Source organism: Gynurincola endophyticus (assembly GCF_003991195.1).
Classification (GTDB): Bacteria; Bacteroidota; Bacteroidia; order Chitinophagales; family Chitinophagaceae; genus Gynurincola; species Gynurincola endophyticus.
Genome location: NZ_RCWL01000003.1, coordinates 343,859 through 362,045, shown reverse-complemented (window position 1 = coordinate 362,045; position 18,187 = coordinate 343,859). Strand labels below are relative to the sequence as shown.

The 18,187-nt window shown below is 37.9% G+C and carries 17 protein-coding genes; 12 read left to right on the top strand and 5 right to left on the bottom strand.

Going from position 1 to position 18,187, the window contains the following annotated elements:
• Positions 1–50: 50 nt before the first annotated feature.
• The 7 genes from D9O48_RS08165 to rpiB all read left to right on the top strand — a co-directional run bounded on the left by D9O48_RS08165 (position 51) and on the right by rpiB (position 6,702).
• Positions 51–1,226: a T9SS type A sorting domain-containing protein gene (locus D9O48_RS08165; RefSeq protein ID WP_126972457.1), complete on the top strand. Its 1,176-nt coding sequence runs from the start codon at positions 51–53 to the stop codon at positions 1,224–1,226.
• A 98-nt stretch (positions 1,227–1,324) separates the two neighbouring features.
• Positions 1,325–2,047, top strand: a complete 723-nt coding sequence (locus tag D9O48_RS08160) for a DUF4290 domain-containing protein (RefSeq protein ID WP_126972456.1) — start codon at positions 1,325–1,327, stop codon at positions 2,045–2,047.
• 63 nt (positions 2,048–2,110) lie between these two features.
• Positions 2,111–3,415 (top strand): UDP-N-acetylglucosamine 1-carboxyvinyltransferase, encoded by a 1,305-nt coding sequence (murA, locus tag D9O48_RS08155; protein ID WP_233589213.1) that lies wholly within the window; start codon positions 2,111–2,113, stop codon positions 3,413–3,415.
• Between the two features lies 1 nt (position 3,416).
• Positions 3,417–3,998 (top strand): guanylate kinase, encoded by a 582-nt coding sequence (gene gmk, locus D9O48_RS08150; protein WP_233589212.1) that lies wholly within the window; start codon positions 3,417–3,419, stop codon positions 3,996–3,998.
• Between the two features lie 50 nt (positions 3,999–4,048).
• A complete protein-coding gene (locus tag D9O48_RS08145) occupies positions 4,049–5,323 on the top strand; it encodes a hemolysin family protein (RefSeq protein ID WP_126972453.1) in 1,275 nt (424 codons plus the stop codon).
• A 56-nt stretch (positions 5,324–5,379) separates the two neighbouring features.
• Positions 5,380–6,231: a twin-arginine translocase subunit TatC gene (tatC, locus tag D9O48_RS08140; RefSeq protein ID WP_126972452.1), complete on the top strand. Its 852-nt coding sequence runs from the start codon at positions 5,380–5,382 to the stop codon at positions 6,229–6,231.
• 15 nt (positions 6,232–6,246) lie between these two features.
• The gene (gene rpiB / locus D9O48_RS08135; protein WP_126972451.1) at positions 6,247–6,702 is read left to right on the top strand and encodes a ribose 5-phosphate isomerase B; all 456 of its coding nucleotides are present in this window, start codon (positions 6,247–6,249) and stop codon (positions 6,700–6,702) included.
• 169 nt (positions 6,703–6,871) lie between these two features.
• Here rpiB and D9O48_RS08130 read toward each other — a convergent pair whose 3' ends face one another.
• Complete coding sequence (locus D9O48_RS08130) at positions 6,872–7,846, bottom strand: deoxyhypusine synthase family protein (protein ID WP_126972450.1); 975 nt, start codon at positions 7,844–7,846, stop codon at positions 6,872–6,874.
• A 163-nt stretch (positions 7,847–8,009) separates the two neighbouring features.
• Between D9O48_RS08130 and D9O48_RS08125 the strand changes: the two genes are divergently transcribed.
• Genes D9O48_RS08125 through D9O48_RS08115 form a run of 3 tightly spaced genes read left to right on the top strand, consistent with a single transcriptional unit; the run spans position 8,010 to position 9,842 of the window.
• Positions 8,010–8,615, top strand: a complete 606-nt coding sequence (locus D9O48_RS08125) for an acyl carrier protein phosphodiesterase (RefSeq protein ID WP_126972449.1) — start codon at positions 8,010–8,012, stop codon at positions 8,613–8,615.
• 43 nt (positions 8,616–8,658) lie between these two features.
• A complete protein-coding gene (locus D9O48_RS08120; protein WP_126972448.1) occupies positions 8,659–9,231 on the top strand; it encodes a DUF2911 domain-containing protein in 573 nt (190 codons plus the stop codon).
• An 8-nt stretch (positions 9,232–9,239) separates the two neighbouring features.
• The gene (locus D9O48_RS08115) at positions 9,240–9,842 is read left to right on the top strand and encodes a DUF2911 domain-containing protein (protein ID WP_126972447.1); all 603 of its coding nucleotides are present in this window, start codon (positions 9,240–9,242) and stop codon (positions 9,840–9,842) included.
• 46 nt (positions 9,843–9,888) lie between these two features.
• Here the strand turns inward: D9O48_RS08115 and D9O48_RS08110 are convergent, their stop codons facing one another.
• Complete coding sequence (locus tag D9O48_RS08110; protein WP_126972446.1) at positions 9,889–10,323, bottom strand: hypothetical protein; 435 nt, start codon at positions 10,321–10,323, stop codon at positions 9,889–9,891.
• A gap of 316 nt (positions 10,324–10,639) precedes the next feature.
• Between D9O48_RS08110 and D9O48_RS08105 the strand changes: the two genes are divergently transcribed.
• Positions 10,640–11,779, top strand: a complete 1,140-nt coding sequence (locus tag D9O48_RS08105; RefSeq protein WP_126972445.1) for a cystathionine gamma-synthase — start codon at positions 10,640–10,642, stop codon at positions 11,777–11,779.
• 106 nt (positions 11,780–11,885) lie between these two features.
• Positions 11,886–12,662, top strand: a complete 777-nt coding sequence (locus D9O48_RS08100) for a TIGR02757 family protein (RefSeq protein WP_126972444.1) — start codon at positions 11,886–11,888, stop codon at positions 12,660–12,662.
• 82 nt (positions 12,663–12,744) lie between these two features.
• Here the strand turns inward: D9O48_RS08100 and D9O48_RS08095 are convergent, their stop codons facing one another.
• Genes D9O48_RS08095 through D9O48_RS08085 form a run of 3 tightly spaced genes read right to left on the bottom strand, consistent with a single transcriptional unit; the run spans position 12,745 to position 18,180 of the window.
• Positions 12,745–15,831: an efflux RND transporter permease subunit gene (locus D9O48_RS08095; protein WP_126972443.1), complete on the bottom strand. Its 3,087-nt coding sequence runs from the start codon at positions 15,829–15,831 to the stop codon at positions 12,745–12,747.
• A 4-nt stretch (positions 15,832–15,835) separates the two neighbouring features.
• Positions 15,836–16,927, bottom strand: a complete 1,092-nt coding sequence (locus D9O48_RS08090) for an efflux RND transporter periplasmic adaptor subunit (protein WP_126972442.1) — start codon at positions 16,925–16,927, stop codon at positions 15,836–15,838.
• Between the two features lie 2 nt (positions 16,928–16,929).
• Positions 16,930–18,180 carry a TolC family protein gene (locus D9O48_RS08085; protein WP_126972441.1) on the bottom strand — a complete coding sequence of 417 codons (1,251 nt, stop codon included), beginning with the start codon at positions 18,178–18,180 and terminating at the stop codon, positions 16,930–16,932.
• Between the last annotated feature and the right edge of the window lie 7 nt (positions 18,181–18,187).

Sequence of the window (18,187 nt, the reverse complement as noted above, 5' to 3'; positions counted from 1 at the left end):
ACATTAATCCCGATCTAGGAAAAACAGTAATTAATCCCAAAATTGTTCATATGAACACCCTGGCTAAAACTTTTTTGCTATTAGCACTATGTGCGGCACCAGGCCTTGCGAGGGCTCAGTGTGCTTGTAGCAGCCCCACCGAAGGTGGAACCATTAATTATACCATTCAGCTTCCGGTTAATAACTTTTCTACAAACGTTATTAAAGTACCGAAATTTAACCCGGAAGACGGTCACGTAACTTGTGTCAATGTTGATTACAACTTTACACTTTTATCATCTATCTACGTTCGAAACAAAGAAAGTATTCCGAAAAGCTACCGTTTCATGTATAACGTGAACCCCAGCTTAACTATTGGAGGAGCCTCTCATTCAGACACTTACATTAAATATTACCCCAGTATGCTGACGAATGTCAACCTCGCAGCTTACGGAGATTCTGCAGATTCGCAACTATTCGGCCCGGATACGATGGCACTCGATCAGCATTCTGTTTTCAGCCAGGCGATCAATCCTTCATTTTTTATGGGAACCGACAGTGCTGAGATGGTTTTTGAGTTTTCGGGCGGCGTAAACTCCATTCTGGGTGGCGTAAACTACGAACAGGTGGTTTCTACCGAATCATGGGGCGAATTCCGTGTGAGTGTGAGCTGGTGTCCTAACACCCTTTTAAACGAAGACCTTAAAGACTTTTCTGCACAAAAAACAGTAGGCGGAATCAAACTCAACTGGTCAAACACTTCCGAAAATGCACAAAATCAATATATTATTCAAATATCCAAAGACGGTAACACCTTTGTTGATGTGGCAATCCTTGACGCAGTGCCGGGAAATGGTTTGAATGATCAATATGAATATTTAATAGAAGGAGTTCAGTGGAGTCAGGTATATATACGCATTAAAATGACAAACCCTAATGCAAAAACCGTTTATTCAGCCATCAAGGTAATTCAATCTGTGGCTCCAAAACACAGTACAGTTCAGGTAAGCCCTAACCCGGCTAAAGAACAGATTTCCCTTTCTTTCACTGAACCCCTGAATGGTCAGTACAAGGCCGAATTAATTGGTTTAAGCGGACAAATCGTATATCAGCAGGCCCTCAGATTTGCCGGCCAGAGCAATTATTTGTTAAAAATTCCAAAATTAGCCAACGGATTATACTATTTACGTATTTCCAACGTTAATCAATCAGAAACATTCGTTACTAAAGTTTATATAAGTAATTAAGAAAATCCCGAAACAACAAAAAGACCCGGCTTGCGGGTCTTTTTTGTTTTAAATAGTTTACATTTATTACCTTTGTTTCTATGTATAATTTTTCAGACATGGAGTATAACACTACCAGAAATGAACTGGTAATGCGCGAGTATGGTCGTCATATTCAGAAAATGGTTGAATATCTTTTAACTATTGAGGATAGGGCTGTGCGTCAGAAGAATGCCTATGCAGTTATTGAGTTGATGGGGTTCTTAAACCCCCACCTTAAAAATGTTGAAGACTTCCGTCATAAACTGTGGGATCACTTATTCCTGATCTCAGATTTCAAAATAGATGTGGATTCTCCTTATCCCATCCCTACGCGTGAAAAATTAAAAGCGAGACCGGAACCGCTTCCTTATCCGAAGCGCTATCCTAAGTTTTCGCATTTAGGTAAGAACCTCGAACTGGTAATGAATAAAGCACTAAATGAAGAAAACCCTGAAAAGAAACAAGGTTTTGCGAATGCAGTAGCTTATTACATGAAACTTGCTTATAATAACTGGCATAAAGAAACTGTTCACGATGATGCTATTCAAAGTGAATTAACCAACTTAACAGAAGGGCAGCTAACCTTTACCAATACCCCTTATGTTCGCCAGCACAGAGCTTCTGATAACAGAGAAAGAACCGGAGGTTATGGCGATTACAGAGGAAAAAGAAGCAGCAGCGGCGGCGGTAAGTTTCAGGGAGGAAGAAGTAACAATCACGGGCGAAACGATGGACGCGATCGAAGAGACAACGACCGCAATTCGAACAACAATAAGTACAATAAAAAAAGATATAAGTAACATAGAAAAAGTTGATCTTTGTGATCAACTTTTTTTTTAAAAGGCCAGTTCAACCATTCTATTATGCATTTTGAAGTTATCGGAGGAAAAAAACTTAAAGGAGATATTATTCCTCAGGGAGCAAAAAACGAAGCATTGCAAATTATCAGTGCCGTTTTACTTACACCAGAAAAAATAATCATCAATAATATACCGGATATCCTCGACGTAAACCTGCTGATTGAATTATTGGTAAAAATGGGCGTTAAAGTTCAACGACTTTCAGGTTCTGGTGCAAGTTTTCAGGCAGATGATATCGATATTGATTACTTAAACTCGCTTGACTTCAGACAACAGTCTGGCCGGTTAAGAGGTTCTGTAATGTTAGCCGGTCCTTTGTTGGCTCGTTTCAAAAAAGCTTATATTCCCAAACCGGGTGGTGATAAAATCGGAAGAAGAAGGCTGGATACACATATTATTGGTTTTGAAAAACTGGGCGTTCAGTTCAGTTATGAAACAAACGACAGTACATTTTTACTACAGGCACCCAATCTGAAAGGTGCATATATTCTGTTAGATGAACCATCTGTAACCGGTACTGCTAATATTATTATGGCAGCATCTATGGCTGAAGGTGTTACCACTATTTATAACGCCGCCTGTGAACCCTATATTCAACAACTTTGTAACATGTTGAACAGAATGGGCGCAAAAATTACGGGCATCGGCAGTAATCTGATTCATATTGAAGGCGTCAGCTACCTTGGAGGTACTGACCATACCATGTTACCGGATATGATTGAAATCGGATCTTTCATCGGACTCGCTGCAATGACACAAAGCGAAATCACCATTAAGAATGCCAGAATCGACCAACTGGGTGTTATTCCAAACAAATTCAATCAGATTGGTATTCAAATGGAATTCAGAGGCGATGATATTTTTATTCCGGAACAGAATGTTTATGAAGTGCAAACTTTCTTAGACGGATCTGTTCTTAATATATACGATCACCCATGGCCGGGTTTAACACCCGACTTACTCAGTATTTTACTGGTAGTTGCTACGCAGGCTAAAGGTAGTGTACTCATCCACCAGAAAATGTTCGAAAGCCGATTATTCTTTGTAGACAAACTCATTGATATGGGAGCTCAGATCATTTTATGCGATCCACACCGCGCCGCAGTCATCGGCTTAGGCAGGTCAACTCCATTAAGAGGTATTACCATGTCGAGCCCTGATATTCGTGCAGGGGTAGCTCTTTTAATTGCGGCAATGAGTGCACAGGGAAAAAGTATTATTCAGAATGTTGAACAGATCGACAGAGGATACCAGTATATCGATCAACGCCTGAATGCACTGGGTGCAGAAATCATTCGTGTATCTTAAAATGACAACAGTGGAAAATCATCAAAAGATTATCATTATAACAGCCCCCTCCGGAGCAGGTAAAACGTCCATTACCACCTACCTTCTTGAACAACTACCAAACCTGGCATTCTCTATATCTGCAGCCACCAGATCACCACGGGGAACAGAAAAAAATGGCGTGGAATATTACTTTATGAGTGTAGAAGAGTTTCAGGAAAAAATTCGCAAAGAAGACTTTCTTGAATGGGAAATGGTGTATGAAGGAAAATATTACGGAACATTGAAATCTGAAATATCCAGGATCTGGGCACAGGGAAAAACACCGATTCTCGATATTGATGTTAAAGGTGCTATCCATGTACAACAGATGTATCCCGGAAAAACTCTCAGTATTTTTATTGAGCCGCCTTCAGTAGAAGAACTGGAGAGAAGACTCGCATCCAGAGGCACCGAAACAAAGGAAAGCCTGGCAGCAAGAGTGAATAAAGCTTCTTATGAAATCTCGTTTAAGCACCATTTCAACCATACTGTTGTAAACGATGACCTGACACAGGCCCGAACCAAAACATTGTCTATAATCAACTCGTTTTTAGATAGTTAGGATTTAACAAGGGATATTCCTAAATTTTATTATATTCGTTAAAGACGCCTATGAGTATAATTGTGATCATTGCTATCATCATTGCCGTTATTTTAATGGCATTTATTACAGGAGTAGAAATTGCCTATTCCTCTGCAGACCGACTGAGTTTTGAATTGAAATACAAACAAGGTTCGGGGCATAATACGTTCATGAGAAGGTTGTGGGATAATCCTGCACATTTCATGGCGCTTACGATTGTATCAAAAAACTTCTTTTTAATAGTCAGCGTTCTGTTAGGAGCGGCTTTTTGGGATATCGTATTGGGATACTTCAACTTTGACCAGATCACCATCAATTATATTGCACCGGTGCGCGTAGTACTTGAAATCGTACTATCATGGTTCTCGATTGTTATTCTAACCAGAATGATTCCAATTGCCCTGGTTCGCCCGAAAAGTGATTCTTACCTGACAGGGATTAGATTATGGATGATCAGAATTGTATCTTTATTCTTTGGCTGGATCTCAGAAATCTTTGTGAGTATTTCACGCTTTATTCTGAATTACATTTTCGATACCAAAATTGACAAAAAGAAAGATGCCTTATTAATTATTGATACTAAATCATTTGTGAGAGAATCGGGCTTCGAGTACAACCATTCTCAGGAATTGCAGGCCGATCTTTTTAATAATGCACTTTCGTTACCTAAAATAAAAGTACGCACCTGTCTGGTTCCAAGAAAAGAAATAGAAGCAATTGAAGTAAACAGTAGCGTAGAAACATTACGGCAGAAGTTTGTATCTACCAAATTGAGTAAACTGGTGGTTTATAAAGATAATATAGACCAGATTATCGGGTACATACACCAGTTAGACCTGTTTAAACAACCTAAAGACTTAAGGGATATTATTAAGGAAATACCCGCCATCCCCGAGAGTATGAGCGTGTCTGATCTCATTAATAAATTTTCAAAAGAACGTAAAAGTATTGCCTGGGTAGTAGACGAATTCGGAGGTACCGCAGGTATCGTGACGATGGAAGACCTGTTGGAAGAGATATTTGGAGATATTCGTGATGAACACGATGTAGAAGAGCTGGAAGAAAAGAAACTAAGTGACGGAGAATACATTTTTTCAGGGAGGCTCGAATTAGACTACCTCAGTGAAAAGTATGATTTAGAGTTTCCGGAGAACGATTCAGAGACTTTATCCGGCTTTATCATTAACCAACACGAGACCATTCCAAGCTTAAAAGACCGCATTATCATTAACAATTTCGAATTTGAGGTGTTAAGTGTAAGTGATACCCGAATTGAGACCGTAAAATTGCGGATTTTATCGTAGCATTTTAAAGAATGATGTTAACTTTGCTGCATTACAGAAATAGCTAAGAGAAAAGAATGGCTTTACCCTTTTTTAGAAAAAACCCGGACGACGGAGAGATGTCGTTTATCGACCATCTCGAGCAGTTACGTTGGCATATTATGCGATCGTTGTTGGCAATTATTGTCGGCGCTATCGTCATGTTCATTAATATCGACTGGATCTGGGATAATATTATTGCAGCACCCCTGCAATCAAACTTTGTAACCTACAAAGCACTTTGTGACTTTAGCCAGTGGATCGGAGCGGGAGAATCACTTTGTTTACCTCCTCCTAAAGATGTGAAAATGATTGGTATTACCTTCGGGGCTGAGTTTATGACCAGTATTACCATTGCTTTTGCAGGAGGTTTTGTAATAGCTTTTCCTTATATATTCTGGGAGTTCTGGAGATTTGTAAAACCCGCTTTAACCGATAAAGAATTAAAAAGCTCGCGTGGGGCTATTTTCTGGGTCTCTTTCTTTTTCTTTTTAGGGGTTTGCTTCGGCTACTTCCTATTAGCTCCCTTTACCTTTAGCTTCTTATTAAACTATAACCTCGGTTCTGTACATATGATTGTAACACAACCGACTATCAGCGATTACTTAGAAAATATCCTGAATATAGTTTTAGGGTCCAGTTTGGCATTCCAATTGCCGATTATATCTTTTGTACTAACGAAAGTAGGTTTGATTACCCCTAAGTTTCTCGCCACTTACCGAAAGTATGCATACGTTGGAATCTTAGTGGTGGCAGCCGTTATTACACCATCTCCCGACTGGATGAGCCAGATGATCGTATTTATTCCTTTAGCATTTTTATACGAAATCAGTATCTCCATTTCTAAAAGAGTGCATGCGGCTGAACAAAAAAAATGGGCTGAACGCTAAATAAACTTCACAATCATGAACGTATTCTTTGATTCAACAAAACCAATCGCAATAGGCAGCGATCATGCCGGATTTGAATATAAATCAAAACTGATCGAGTGGTTAACTTCAAAAGGTTTAAAGGTGAAAGATTTTGGGGTAGACGGACTACAGTCTGTGGATTATCCTGATTATGCTCACCCGGTAGCGAAAGCTGTAGAAAGCGGAGAATCAACGGTGGGCGTATTATTATGCGGAAGTGCCAATGGAGTATGCATCACCGCTAATAAACATCAGGGCATCAGAGCCGGATTAGCTTTTGATATTGAAGTTGCCAGGTTAATACGTCAACATAACGATGCAAATATTATTTGTATTCCGGCGCGATTTGTAGCATATCCTTATGCAGAGCAGATGTTGGAGACTTATCTCACAACAGCTTTCGAAGGCGGAAGGCATCAGAACAGAGTGAATAAAATCAGTTGTTCATAAATAAAAAAGAGGGTTTGAAACCCTCTTTTTTTATAGTATAAAGCTTTTCTTCTTAATTCGTACTATGTTTGAAATTGTAATGGAAAATAGGAAGAAAATGAAAGAATGAGCCAAAGCGAAGCGGCAGAAGCTTCTTAAATTCCTTAATGGTTAAATTTCCTGATAGCCATTACCATCCCAAAACATAACCGAAAATCAATGGCGCTACGATGGTAGCATCACTTTCTACGATATACTTAGGCGTGTGAATATCTAGTTTACCCCAGGTAATTTTTTCGTTCGGAACCGCTCCTGAATAAGAACCGTATGAAGTAGTAGAATCAGAAATCTGACAGAAATAACTCCAGAACGGAACATCATGCCACTCTAAATCCTGATACATCATCGGAACTACACAAATCGGGAAGTCGCCGGCAATACCACCACCAATCTGGAAGAAACCAACTCCTTTACCGCCACTATTGTTACGGTACCAGTCGGCTAACCAAACCATGTATTCGATACCACTTTTCATAGTAGTAGCTTTTACTTCGTTTTTAATAACATACGAAGCAAAGATATTACCCATTGTACTGTCTTCCCATCCACCCACAATAATCGGAATATTCTTTTTAGCAGCAGCAATCATCCATGAATCTTTAGGATCAATTTCGTAATCTGCTTTCATTACTTCACTCAACAAAAGCTTGTACATGAATTCATGTGGGAAATAACGTTCTCCGGCAGCATCAGCATCCTTCCAAAGTTTCTCAATGTGATGTTGAATTTTTCTGAAAGCTTCTTCTTCCGGGATACAAGTATCTGTAACACGATTTAAACCTTTCTCAAGAAGCTCCCACTCGTCCTGAGGTGTTAAATCACGATAATTTGGGACTCTTCTATAATGCGAATGTGCAACCAAATTCATGATATCTTCTTCTAAATTAGCACCAGTACAGCTGATAATGTGCACTTTGTCCTGACGGATCATTTCAGCTAATGAAACACCTAATTCGGCAGTACTCATTGCACCGGCAAGGGTTACCATCATTTTTCCACCTTCTAATAAGTGGGTTTCGTAACCTTTTGCTGCATCTACTAAAGCCGCAGCATTAAAATGACGATAATGATGTTCAATAAACTGAGAAATTGGTCCTTTACTCATGATTTGTAAATATTTTTGAAAGATGCACAAATGTACAAAGAATAATGATTTCTATTGATTTTCGCTGTTTTATGCCTTAACTTTAAGTTATAACATAGTTAATTAGAACATTCATTTTGAATTTGTTGTATTTTCTATTTATGGTTGCATAAAATTTTATATCGTGAATTATCTGGCACACGCATACTTATCATTCAATCAACCGGCATTATTGCTTGGCAATATGATGAGTGATTTTGTAAAGGGAAAACAACAATTTCAATATCCTGCCGAAATTCAACAGGGTATCAGGCTGCATCGTGCCATTGACGATTTTACTGATAATCACGTTGCCACTAAAGATGCAAAAGAAATTTTTAAGCCGTATTATCGACTTTACAGTGCTGCATTTGTAGATATAGTGTACGATCACTTTCTTGCCACCAGTGCACACGAATTTCCCGACTTTGAGTTACAACAGTTTTGTGAAAAAACTTACCATTTGCTTGAAATCAATAAAGACCATTTCCATCCGAAGTTTGCCATCGTTTTCGAACACATGAAAAAACAAAACTGGTTATTCAATTATCATACTTTCAACGGCGTTCTATTTAGTTTTCAAGGACTAACAAGACGAGCTACCTATATAGACGATTATCAACCGGCATTTGAACTGTTTCAAAAGGAATACAAAACCTTTAAAGTATGCTACGATTATTTCTTTCCCGAGTTGAAAAACTTCACATTAAAATGGATTGAAAAAAACGATATTATCCTAAAAATAGACTGATTAAAAAAATAGATTTGGTATTTTTGGAACAAACCAATTTGCCATGCTAAGAAGATTCATAATGGGACTGGCGTTTGCTCTCCCCTTGCTAGCCTTTTCCCAAAACGCACCTAAGTCAGAATTTCCGAGAATGGATAAGTCACCGCTTGATGTAAGTTATTACCCTGCCGACTATCCGATGTTAAAAAATCGTAATCCTGACATTGCGCCCTTATCTGCCAGACTTTTATATAGCCGCCCTGAGGCCAACAATCGACCTATTTTCGGTGAATTAATTCCGTATGGTAAAGTATGGAGAGTAGGTGCCAACGAAAATACCGAAGTTGAATTCTACAAACCGGTTACCATCAACAACAAAAAAGTTAAAGAAGGAAAGTATTCTATTTTTGCACTTGTAGAAAAAGATTACTGGGAAATTATTATTAATAGCGACTTACATAGCTGGGGCGCATTCTCTTACAAGCCGGAGCATGATGTAGTAAGAGTAAAAGTTCCGGTGCAGGCTATTGACCAGCATATAGAAAATCTTTGCGCATACTTTAAAGAAGAAAACGGACAGGTTACCCTGAACTTTGCATGGGAAAAAACAAAAGTTTCTTTACCTATTAAATTTTAATTCTTTGCATGAAGTATTTGCCGCTTGTCATTTCACTTTTTACACTCTTTGCTTGTAAACAAGGTTCTAACTCCAACGAAAGATTTATACAAAATAATGTAATACAATCGCTCGCGAAATACGGAGTTGACCAGTCTCCGATGGATATGATTTATTTACCTGTAGACTATCCGAAGCTGAAAATTCAACAGGATTATAATCGTAAGCCTATCTGTAGAGTAATTTATTCGCGCCCGCAAAAAAACGGACGCACTATCTTCGGAGAGGTAATTCCTTTTGATAAACCCTGGCGCCTGGGAGCAAATGAAGCTACCGAAATAGAATTTTTTCAGCAAGCCAGTATCAATGGACAAACCATAGAAGCAGGACGATATGTAATGTATTGTATTCCACAAGAAAAAGAGTGGAAGATTGTGCTTAATAAAGACTTATATACCTGGGGATTGAAAATTGATTCAACACAAGATTATTTGTCTGTCAGCCTTCCGGTTGAAAAACTTACTCAGGCTCAGGAGATTTTTACAATGGAATTCTTAGAGGAACAAGGTGAAAATTATCTTGTAATCGCATGGGATGAATCGATTGTATATCTTCCCATTGTAACTTTATAAAAAGAAAAAGGTATCCGAATGGATACCTTTTTTCTTGAAAATTTGCTTACGCTTTTTTGAATTTTTCAACTCTTTCGCTGTAACCGTAAGAATCTATTTTATATAAATACCAGTTTTTAGCATCTTCCATTCTTACAAAATAGCTGGTGCCTTCTTTGTTAGAAATTGTAGTTACAACATTTACGGTTTTTTTACTACCTAAAGAACTTTTAATCACATTGCGGATATACATTGGTAAGTGCTCTTCAGGAATGTACTGAATTAACTGAACCATTTCTCCACCTTCTGTATAAGTAGCTTTTGCTTTTACTCCGTCTACATCAAAACTTACTAAATATAAATCTCCGTCTTTATTCCAGGCTGCATTTGTAGCTGACGCATAGTCGCTTTTGAATGCTTCTTTTACTGTTTTTTCTGATTCATTTGCAAAAACACTAATCGAAGTGATTAAGGCAATAATTAATAATTGAAAATTTTTCATGGCTTTATTTTTTTTTGTTTGGCTATAATTTCAACACAAAAGTAATTTCGGCAACAACATGAAAAAAGTGTTTATGTATGAATGGGGGTGATTTAATAATTATTTCACAAAAATGTTAAAAATTCAACGGAAGCGAACACCCGAAGCAATTGCTACAACTCAATACCAGACTGCACTTCAAGAATGTTACAGCCTTTTTCTTTTTTTAGCAAAAAGTTCTGTTAAAAGGGATATTGTGCAAGCAGAAAGTGTTTTTTTGTCGAAATCGGGTTTAAAATAAATAAACGATATTTGTATTTTATAATAAATAATTATCATGAAAATAGGTACTAAATTTATACATGCAGGGGTTGAACCCGATCCCAGTACCGGAGCAATTATGACTCCGATCTATCAAACTTCAACGTTCGTACAGGCTGCTCCCGGTGATAATAAAGGATATGAATATGCCCGTTCTCAAAATCCAACCCGTACAGCGTTGGAAAATGCACTGGCAGCCATTGAAAACGGTAAGTTTGGGTTGGCCTTCTCCAGCGGAGTAGCAGCCACTGATGCCGTACTCAAATTATTGGTTCCTGGTGATGAAGTGATTGCAGGAAATGATATGTATGGTGGTACGTACCGTTTGTTCACTAAAATATTTGAAAAGTTTGGAATTAAATTTCACTTCGTTGATATGTTCGAGCTTAAAAACATTGAAAACGTAATCAACAATAAAACTAAACTTATCTGGATCGAAACACCTACGAACCCACTCCTGAACGTAGCTGATATCGAGGCTATTGCAAAATTGGCTAAAGCAAAAAATATTATTACCTGTGTTGATAACACTTTCGCCTCACCCTATTTACAAAATCCTTTAGACTTAGGTTGTGACATTGTTTTACATTCCGCTACCAAATACCTTAGCGGGCATAGCGATGTTGTACAGGGCGCGCTTATTATTAATGATGAAAAATTAAGAGATCAACTTTACTTTATTCAAAAAAGCAGCGGAGCTGTACCCGGACCAATGGATTGCTTTCTGGTACTGAGAGGTATCAAAACTTTACATGTAAGAATGCAACGCCACTGTGAAAATGGTAAAGCCGTTGCTCACTTTTTAAGATCTCATCCTAAGGTCGGTAAAGTTTACTGGTGCGGATTTGAAGATTTTCCAGGATATGCTATTGCAGCAAAACAAATGCGTGATTTCGGTGGTATGATTAGTTTTACGCTAAAAGACGAAAGTGACGCAAATGTTAAAAGAGTACTGACTTCTACCAAAGTTTTTGCACTGGCAGAAAGTCTTGGCGGTGTTGAGTCTTTAATCAACCACCCGGCTACCATGACCCACGCTTCTATTCCGAGAGAAGAAAGAATCAAAAATGGTTTATCCGATTCTTTAATCCGGTTAAGTGTAGGAATTGAAGACGTTGAAGATCTCATTGAAGACCTGAATCAAGCTATTGGCTAAATATTAAAAAGACTGTATCCTTCAGGATACAGTCTTTTTAACATCATTACATTTCCCTTTTAAAAAAAGCGGAAGAGTTGTATACAAGTAGTTTCTCTGTAGTTTTATGAAGAAAAAATCATTGATTAACTTTCTTAATCAAAAAGTAGAACAATACAATCAACCCGATTTTATCAAAGGGGATCCTATCTCTATCCCTCACAGGTTTTCTCTTAAGCAAGACAAGGAAATTTCCGGCTTTTTTGCCTCCATCTTTGCCTGGGGTAATCGTCGTATTATTATTAACAAAACTACAGAATTGATGAAACGTATGGACAATGCACCTCATCAATTCATTACACAACATCAGGAAAGAGACAGAGAAAAACTATTAGGTTTTGTTCATCGCACCTTTAATGATACCGATTTACTCTATTTTGTTGAGTTCTTACAGCAACACTACCTCCGGTATGATTCGCTGGAAGATGCGTTCACACGCTCGATGAAAAAAGGCGATACGAATGTAGAAAATGCTTTGCGGGGATTTTATAACTATTTTTTTTCGTTGGAATATGTTCCTCAAAGAACAACCAAACACATTGCTACTCCTGCCAGAAAATCATCCTGCAAAAGAATCAATATGTATTTAAGGTGGATGGTAAGAAAAGATAATGGAGGGGTAGATTTCGGCATCTGGCAACAAATAAAACCACATCAGCTTATTTGTCCGATTGATTTACACGTTGCCCGTGTAGCGAAGCGATTTCAATTACTCGATCGTCCTCAAACTGATTGGTTGGCAGCGGTTGAGTTAACAGATTACCTGAAAAAGCTCGATCCGGAAGATCCGGCTAAGTATGATTTTGCCTTGTTCGGACTAGGCGTTGTTGAAAAATTCTCATAAAAAACAGAGGTTGTCTACCCACGTAGATCAACCTCTTTTAACATATACATGACTCGAAAAAAACAATCTTTTTAACGAACGTTTACTTCTTTCTATAGGCCAGGTAAAAAACAACGGGAAGCACGGTAAACGATAGAATTAAACAAATCAACAAACCTCCTACAATCATAATCGCCAGGGGTTTTTGAATTTCCGATCCCATACCTGTTGACATTGCTGCCGGTAGTAATCCCATTGAACCCATTAATGCAATCATAACTACAGGTCTGATTCTGCTTCGAACACCCTGTTCAATTGCCTTTTTGAGTTCCATTCTTTTTTTCATATTCTCGCGTATTACACCAATCAATACAATACCATCAATAGTAGCAACTCCGAAGAGTATTATAAAGCCAATACCAGCTGAAATACCAAAAATTGTTCCTGTAACCCATAGCGATAGAAAACCACCAATAAATGCAAATGCCAGTGTAAGCGAAGCAATTGCAGTATCTTTGACATTACCGAAGTTTGAATATAACAGCAATAAAATCAGTACTAAAGAAATTGGAACAACCAATGCCAATTGTTTGGTAGCCCTTTCTTTGCTCTCAAATTCACCAGCCCATTCCATATAGCTTTCTTTCGGCAATTTTACCTCTTTTTCCACAACCGATTTTGCTTCGGCAATAGTACTCCCTAAGTCGCGGCCGTCAATGCTAAAGCCAATACCAATATATCTGCTATTTCCTTCACGATAAATGAATGCCGGACCAGTATGATAACCAATCGTAGCAATTTCCTGTAATGGAATATTTTGTCCGTTACTGGTAGGAATTAATATATTGGCAATCTTTTCCGGAGTATTCCGGTAAGATTCCTGAAAACGCAGAACAACGTCAAACTGACGATCCCCTTCGTATAGCTTAGTAGCAGCTTGTCCGCCAATCGTCATAGCAATTACTGCCTGAACATCTGAGGTAAACACGCCATACTTTGCCATTTTAGAATCATGCAACTGAATACGCAATTCGGGCAAACCGATGTTTTTATATACATTGATATCGGTTACTCCGTTCACTTTACCTATTGCGCCAGCTACCTGGTTGGCGTACTTTTCCAGATCGTAAAGATCGTTTCCGAAAATTTTTATTACCAAAGAGCTTTTAACACCGGCTACGTATTCCTCTACATTATCCTGAATCGGCTGACTAAACCCAAAATTAATTCCGGGATAGTGATTTAGCTTTTCTCTCAATTCTTGAATTACATCTTCCTTTGAAACTTTTCTTTTCCATTCTTTGGCATCCTTCAGCTGAACATTAAACTCAATATTAAAGAAGCCGGTGGGATCTGTTCCATCGTTTGGACGGCCTGTTTGTGTCAGGATAAAGTCAATCTCGTCACAATTATCCATCATCATCTTTTTCATTTCCCTGGTTAACTTTGTAGATTGTTCCAGGTTAACGCTGTTAGGCAGCGTTGCTCTGATATAAATAGCTCCTTCATTCAGCTTAGGTAAGAATTCAGATCCATAATGAGCGAACTTAAATGCACATAAAGCAAGAATACCCAGGAAAATTCCAATTGTCAGGCGTTTCCGTTTAAATGTTTTCTCGTGTATGGAAAAAATTGAACCCTGAAAAAATTTCGTTACAAAATTCTCCTTTTCCTGAACATTTTTAGTAAAAAGCAGTTTACACATTGCAGGTACATAAGTAAGGCTCAAAATCAACGACCCTAACAAAGCGTATCCTAGTGTAAATGCAAGTGGAGTAAACATTTTACCTTCTACTTTCTGAAAAGAAAAAATAGGCAGTAATGCAACAATCAATATAATTAATGCAAAAAATATGTAAGAAGCAACGCTACCAGCACTTTTCTTAATCACTCCCATTTTACTCATCTTTGCAAATCTTTCAGGCCCTACCTGATGCGACAACGCCGCTAAAGCAACAAAGACTGTTTCAACAATTACCAATGTACCCTCCAGCAGCAATCCGAAATCTAAAGATCCCATTGAAATCAGATTAGCAGGTAATCCCTGAATCTTCAACATTATGATTGCAAAAAGAAAAGACAGCGGTATTACAGAAGCTACGATAATAGTAGACTTCCAGTTATACAGAAAAACAAAAACAATAATAGAAACCAGAAGAATTCCTTCTATCAGATTTTTTGAAACCGTTTTTACAGTGTTGTCTACGAGTTTCGTACGATCTACAACCGTTTCAATTTTTATGTTATCGGGTAATGTTCTTTCATTCAGTTCTTCAATTTTATCTTTCAGATGTTTAATCACTTCAGAGGGGTTTTCACCTCTGAGCATTACTACAATTCCCTGTACCAGATCATCATCTCCATTATACCCGACCTGTCCGAGGCGAGGCCTGCCGGAAACCACCACATCGGCTACATTCTTTATTAAAATAGGAGTAGACCCCGTTAACTTTACTGTAATACTTTCAATATCCGCTATATTATCAAGTAATCCGACACCACGTACCACATAAGCCTGATCTCCTTGCTGAATCACATCACCTCCAACATTTATATTTGACTTTGAAACCGCTTCAAATACATCTAAAGGACTTAGTTCATAATTTTTAAGTTCGGTAGGATTAATTTTAATTTCAAAAATTTTCTCCTCTCCTCCAAAGCTGATCACATCTGCCACGCCGGGAACACTTAATAATTCACGCTCTATGACCCAGTCTTGTATTGCCGAAATTTCTTTAATAGGCAAGTCGCTCCGGATAATGTATCTGAAAATTTCACCGGTAGCACCCGAAGGAGGTTCGATGGAGGCTTCTGCACCTTCAGGTAACTCCACACCGTTGAGTTTGTTGGATACATACTGTTGAGCATAGAAATCTTCCACACCATCTTCAAACTGAACAGTAACAACAGAAAGTCCGAATAAAGAAATAGACCGGATATTAGACTTTCTCGGAATACTATTCATTACTTTAGAAATAGGAAGTGTCACCATTTTTTCTATTTCTTCAGCACTTCTGCCCGGCCATTGGGTAATCACTCTCGCTCTCGTATTGGTTACATCCGGAAAAGCCTCTATTGCAGTATGCCTGAGGAGATAAATGCCAGACAGCAGCATAGCAATGGTTGCAAACAAAACAAACGTAGTATTCCTTATAGAAAAGGTTACAATTTTTTGCACTAACTTCTGCATCAGACTAATGATTTAACTGTTCAAATAATATCAATCCGTTCTTAACTATCACCTGTTCGTTCTCGGCAAAAGTTTCTTTCACATAAATATGTTCTTCATTTTGAGCAACAATGGTGACTTTTCTGATGTCCAAATCACAGTCGTTTTTGTAGATTACTACATAGTTTTTGTTATTGTAAAATATTTTCGCTTCTGAGGGTATCGCGTAAGCAGTACCACTTGATGCCCCCTTATTGATAATGATATCAGCGGCTAATCCTGGCAATAAGTTTAAATTTTTATTTTCAAGAACTACTCTTGCTTTCAACACATGTTCATTATCATCAAATACATTATATATTTTATCAATGGTTCCGTTATACATTACATCCGGGTAGGCAATCGTTCTAACTCTTACGCGGTCACCGGTTTTTACAAACTTTAAATTATTTGCATAAATATTCACCATTGCCCAAACCTGATTCAGGTTTGAAATAGAAAATAAAGCTTCACTGTCGTCTGTAATAGTTTGCCCGGGGCTCACTGATTTTTGAATAATATAACCATCCTTTGGCGCTATAATCTGATAGTTGCCATCACTACCGGCCTTAAACATTTGTAATGTTTTCCGGGTACGCTCCAGTTCATTTTTTGCGTTGATTAATTCGTGTTCCATTTCTACTACTTCCGGCGCAGAGATCATTCCGTCTGCCAGTAGCTCCTTTTTGGTCTGCACTTGTTTTTGCAATAGATCAACCTGATTGGCATTTACATTCATCTGTTGATACAACTCTAAAACCTGATTCGATTTTACTGTAATCAATACCTGTCCCTTTTTCACATAATCACCTAGTTCAAAATTTACCTTCTCAACAATCCCATCCAGTAAACTTCTGAATGCTACCAGATCATTTTCATTATACTCGATTTTTCCCGATAATGTTATTTGTTCCGTAACGGGCAATAATTTAACAGGGTAAAGGGTAGTTGATTTCTTTAACTCATCATTTAAACAGAAAGCAGATGGCTTTACATCAGCAGTTGTATTTGCCGGCGCATCAGCACAGGCATTTAATATTAATAAAGGAAGTATATATAGTAATGAATATTTTCTCATAATTAAAGCGCTTGTCCGGTGATGTAATTGATTTCTTCAAATGTTTCGTAATACTGTGTCAAAAGGCTGAAGTAGGCATTTCGTGCCTCCATAAAAGATCTGGTAAAGTCTATAAACTCAATCAATGTCACCTGTTTTGTTTGAAGGTGTTTCTTATAATTATTCAACATTGCTTCATGATCGTCGGTTTCATCAATTCGCCATCTGTTCAATGCTTTTTCGTAACCCGCTAACTGTACCACCAACCGTTCAATGTTATTCGTCAATTCGATTTCAATAGCATTCTTATTCATCTTCTCCTGCTCAATAGTTAATGCTGCAGCTTTGATGTTGCCTTTATTCCTATTGAATACCGGCAGATCAATGCTTACTCCCAATCCCACAAAGTCTCTCATCATATTACCGCCCCGGTCATAATTGGCTTGTAAGTTTAAATCCGGCGTTTTTTCAGCTTTTTCAAGTTTTAATGCTTTATGAGCATGCTCCAGTTCGAGTTCCTGCTTTTTTAAAGCAAGACTGTTCTTTAGTACGCTTGACTTTACATCCAATCCGACCTTCGACAAAAGATTAAACTGATCTTTATCAAAAAGGATCTGATCTACCGTCAAATCATTTAATTGTGTGAGAACCCTTAACTGGTGTAGTGTAGCGTTTTGGGCAGACTGTAGTTGAATCAATTCATTTTCTACGTTTGATAATTCTGATTTGATTCTGAGGTAATCAGCCTTTGATACATTATTAACCGCTGATTGTTTTTGATATTGCAGCGCCATTGATTCATACAGTTCCACAAAAGAAATAAGTTGCAGGAGTTGATGTTGCTGGATATTCAACTGATGAATGGTCGTACGAAACTCTTTTGTTAACGCTCTTAACAATTCAATGAATTCAATTTGAGCTACTTCCTTTTCTGTTTTCCTGATATCAACTCTTTTCTGACGTTTTCCGGCAGTTTCAATAAGTTGTTCCAATTCAAATGCGAATTGCTGGTAAGCACCATAGTTACCAATCAGATGTGGTAACGTTTCACTGGATGAATTTTTCCATAAGTTGACCTCACTGATAGAAAAGCTGGGATTTTGCCAATATCTTGCCTGTTGAATGGCGGCTTCGGCCTTTTCAATATCATATTTTTTAGATAAAATAGTAGCATTCACTTCCAAAAAGCGTGATTCAAGCGCCGATACCGGATACGTTTGAGCAGCAATGCCCGTGGAGAACAATAAAAAAACTAATAAAACGTTTATCTTCACCTTCTAT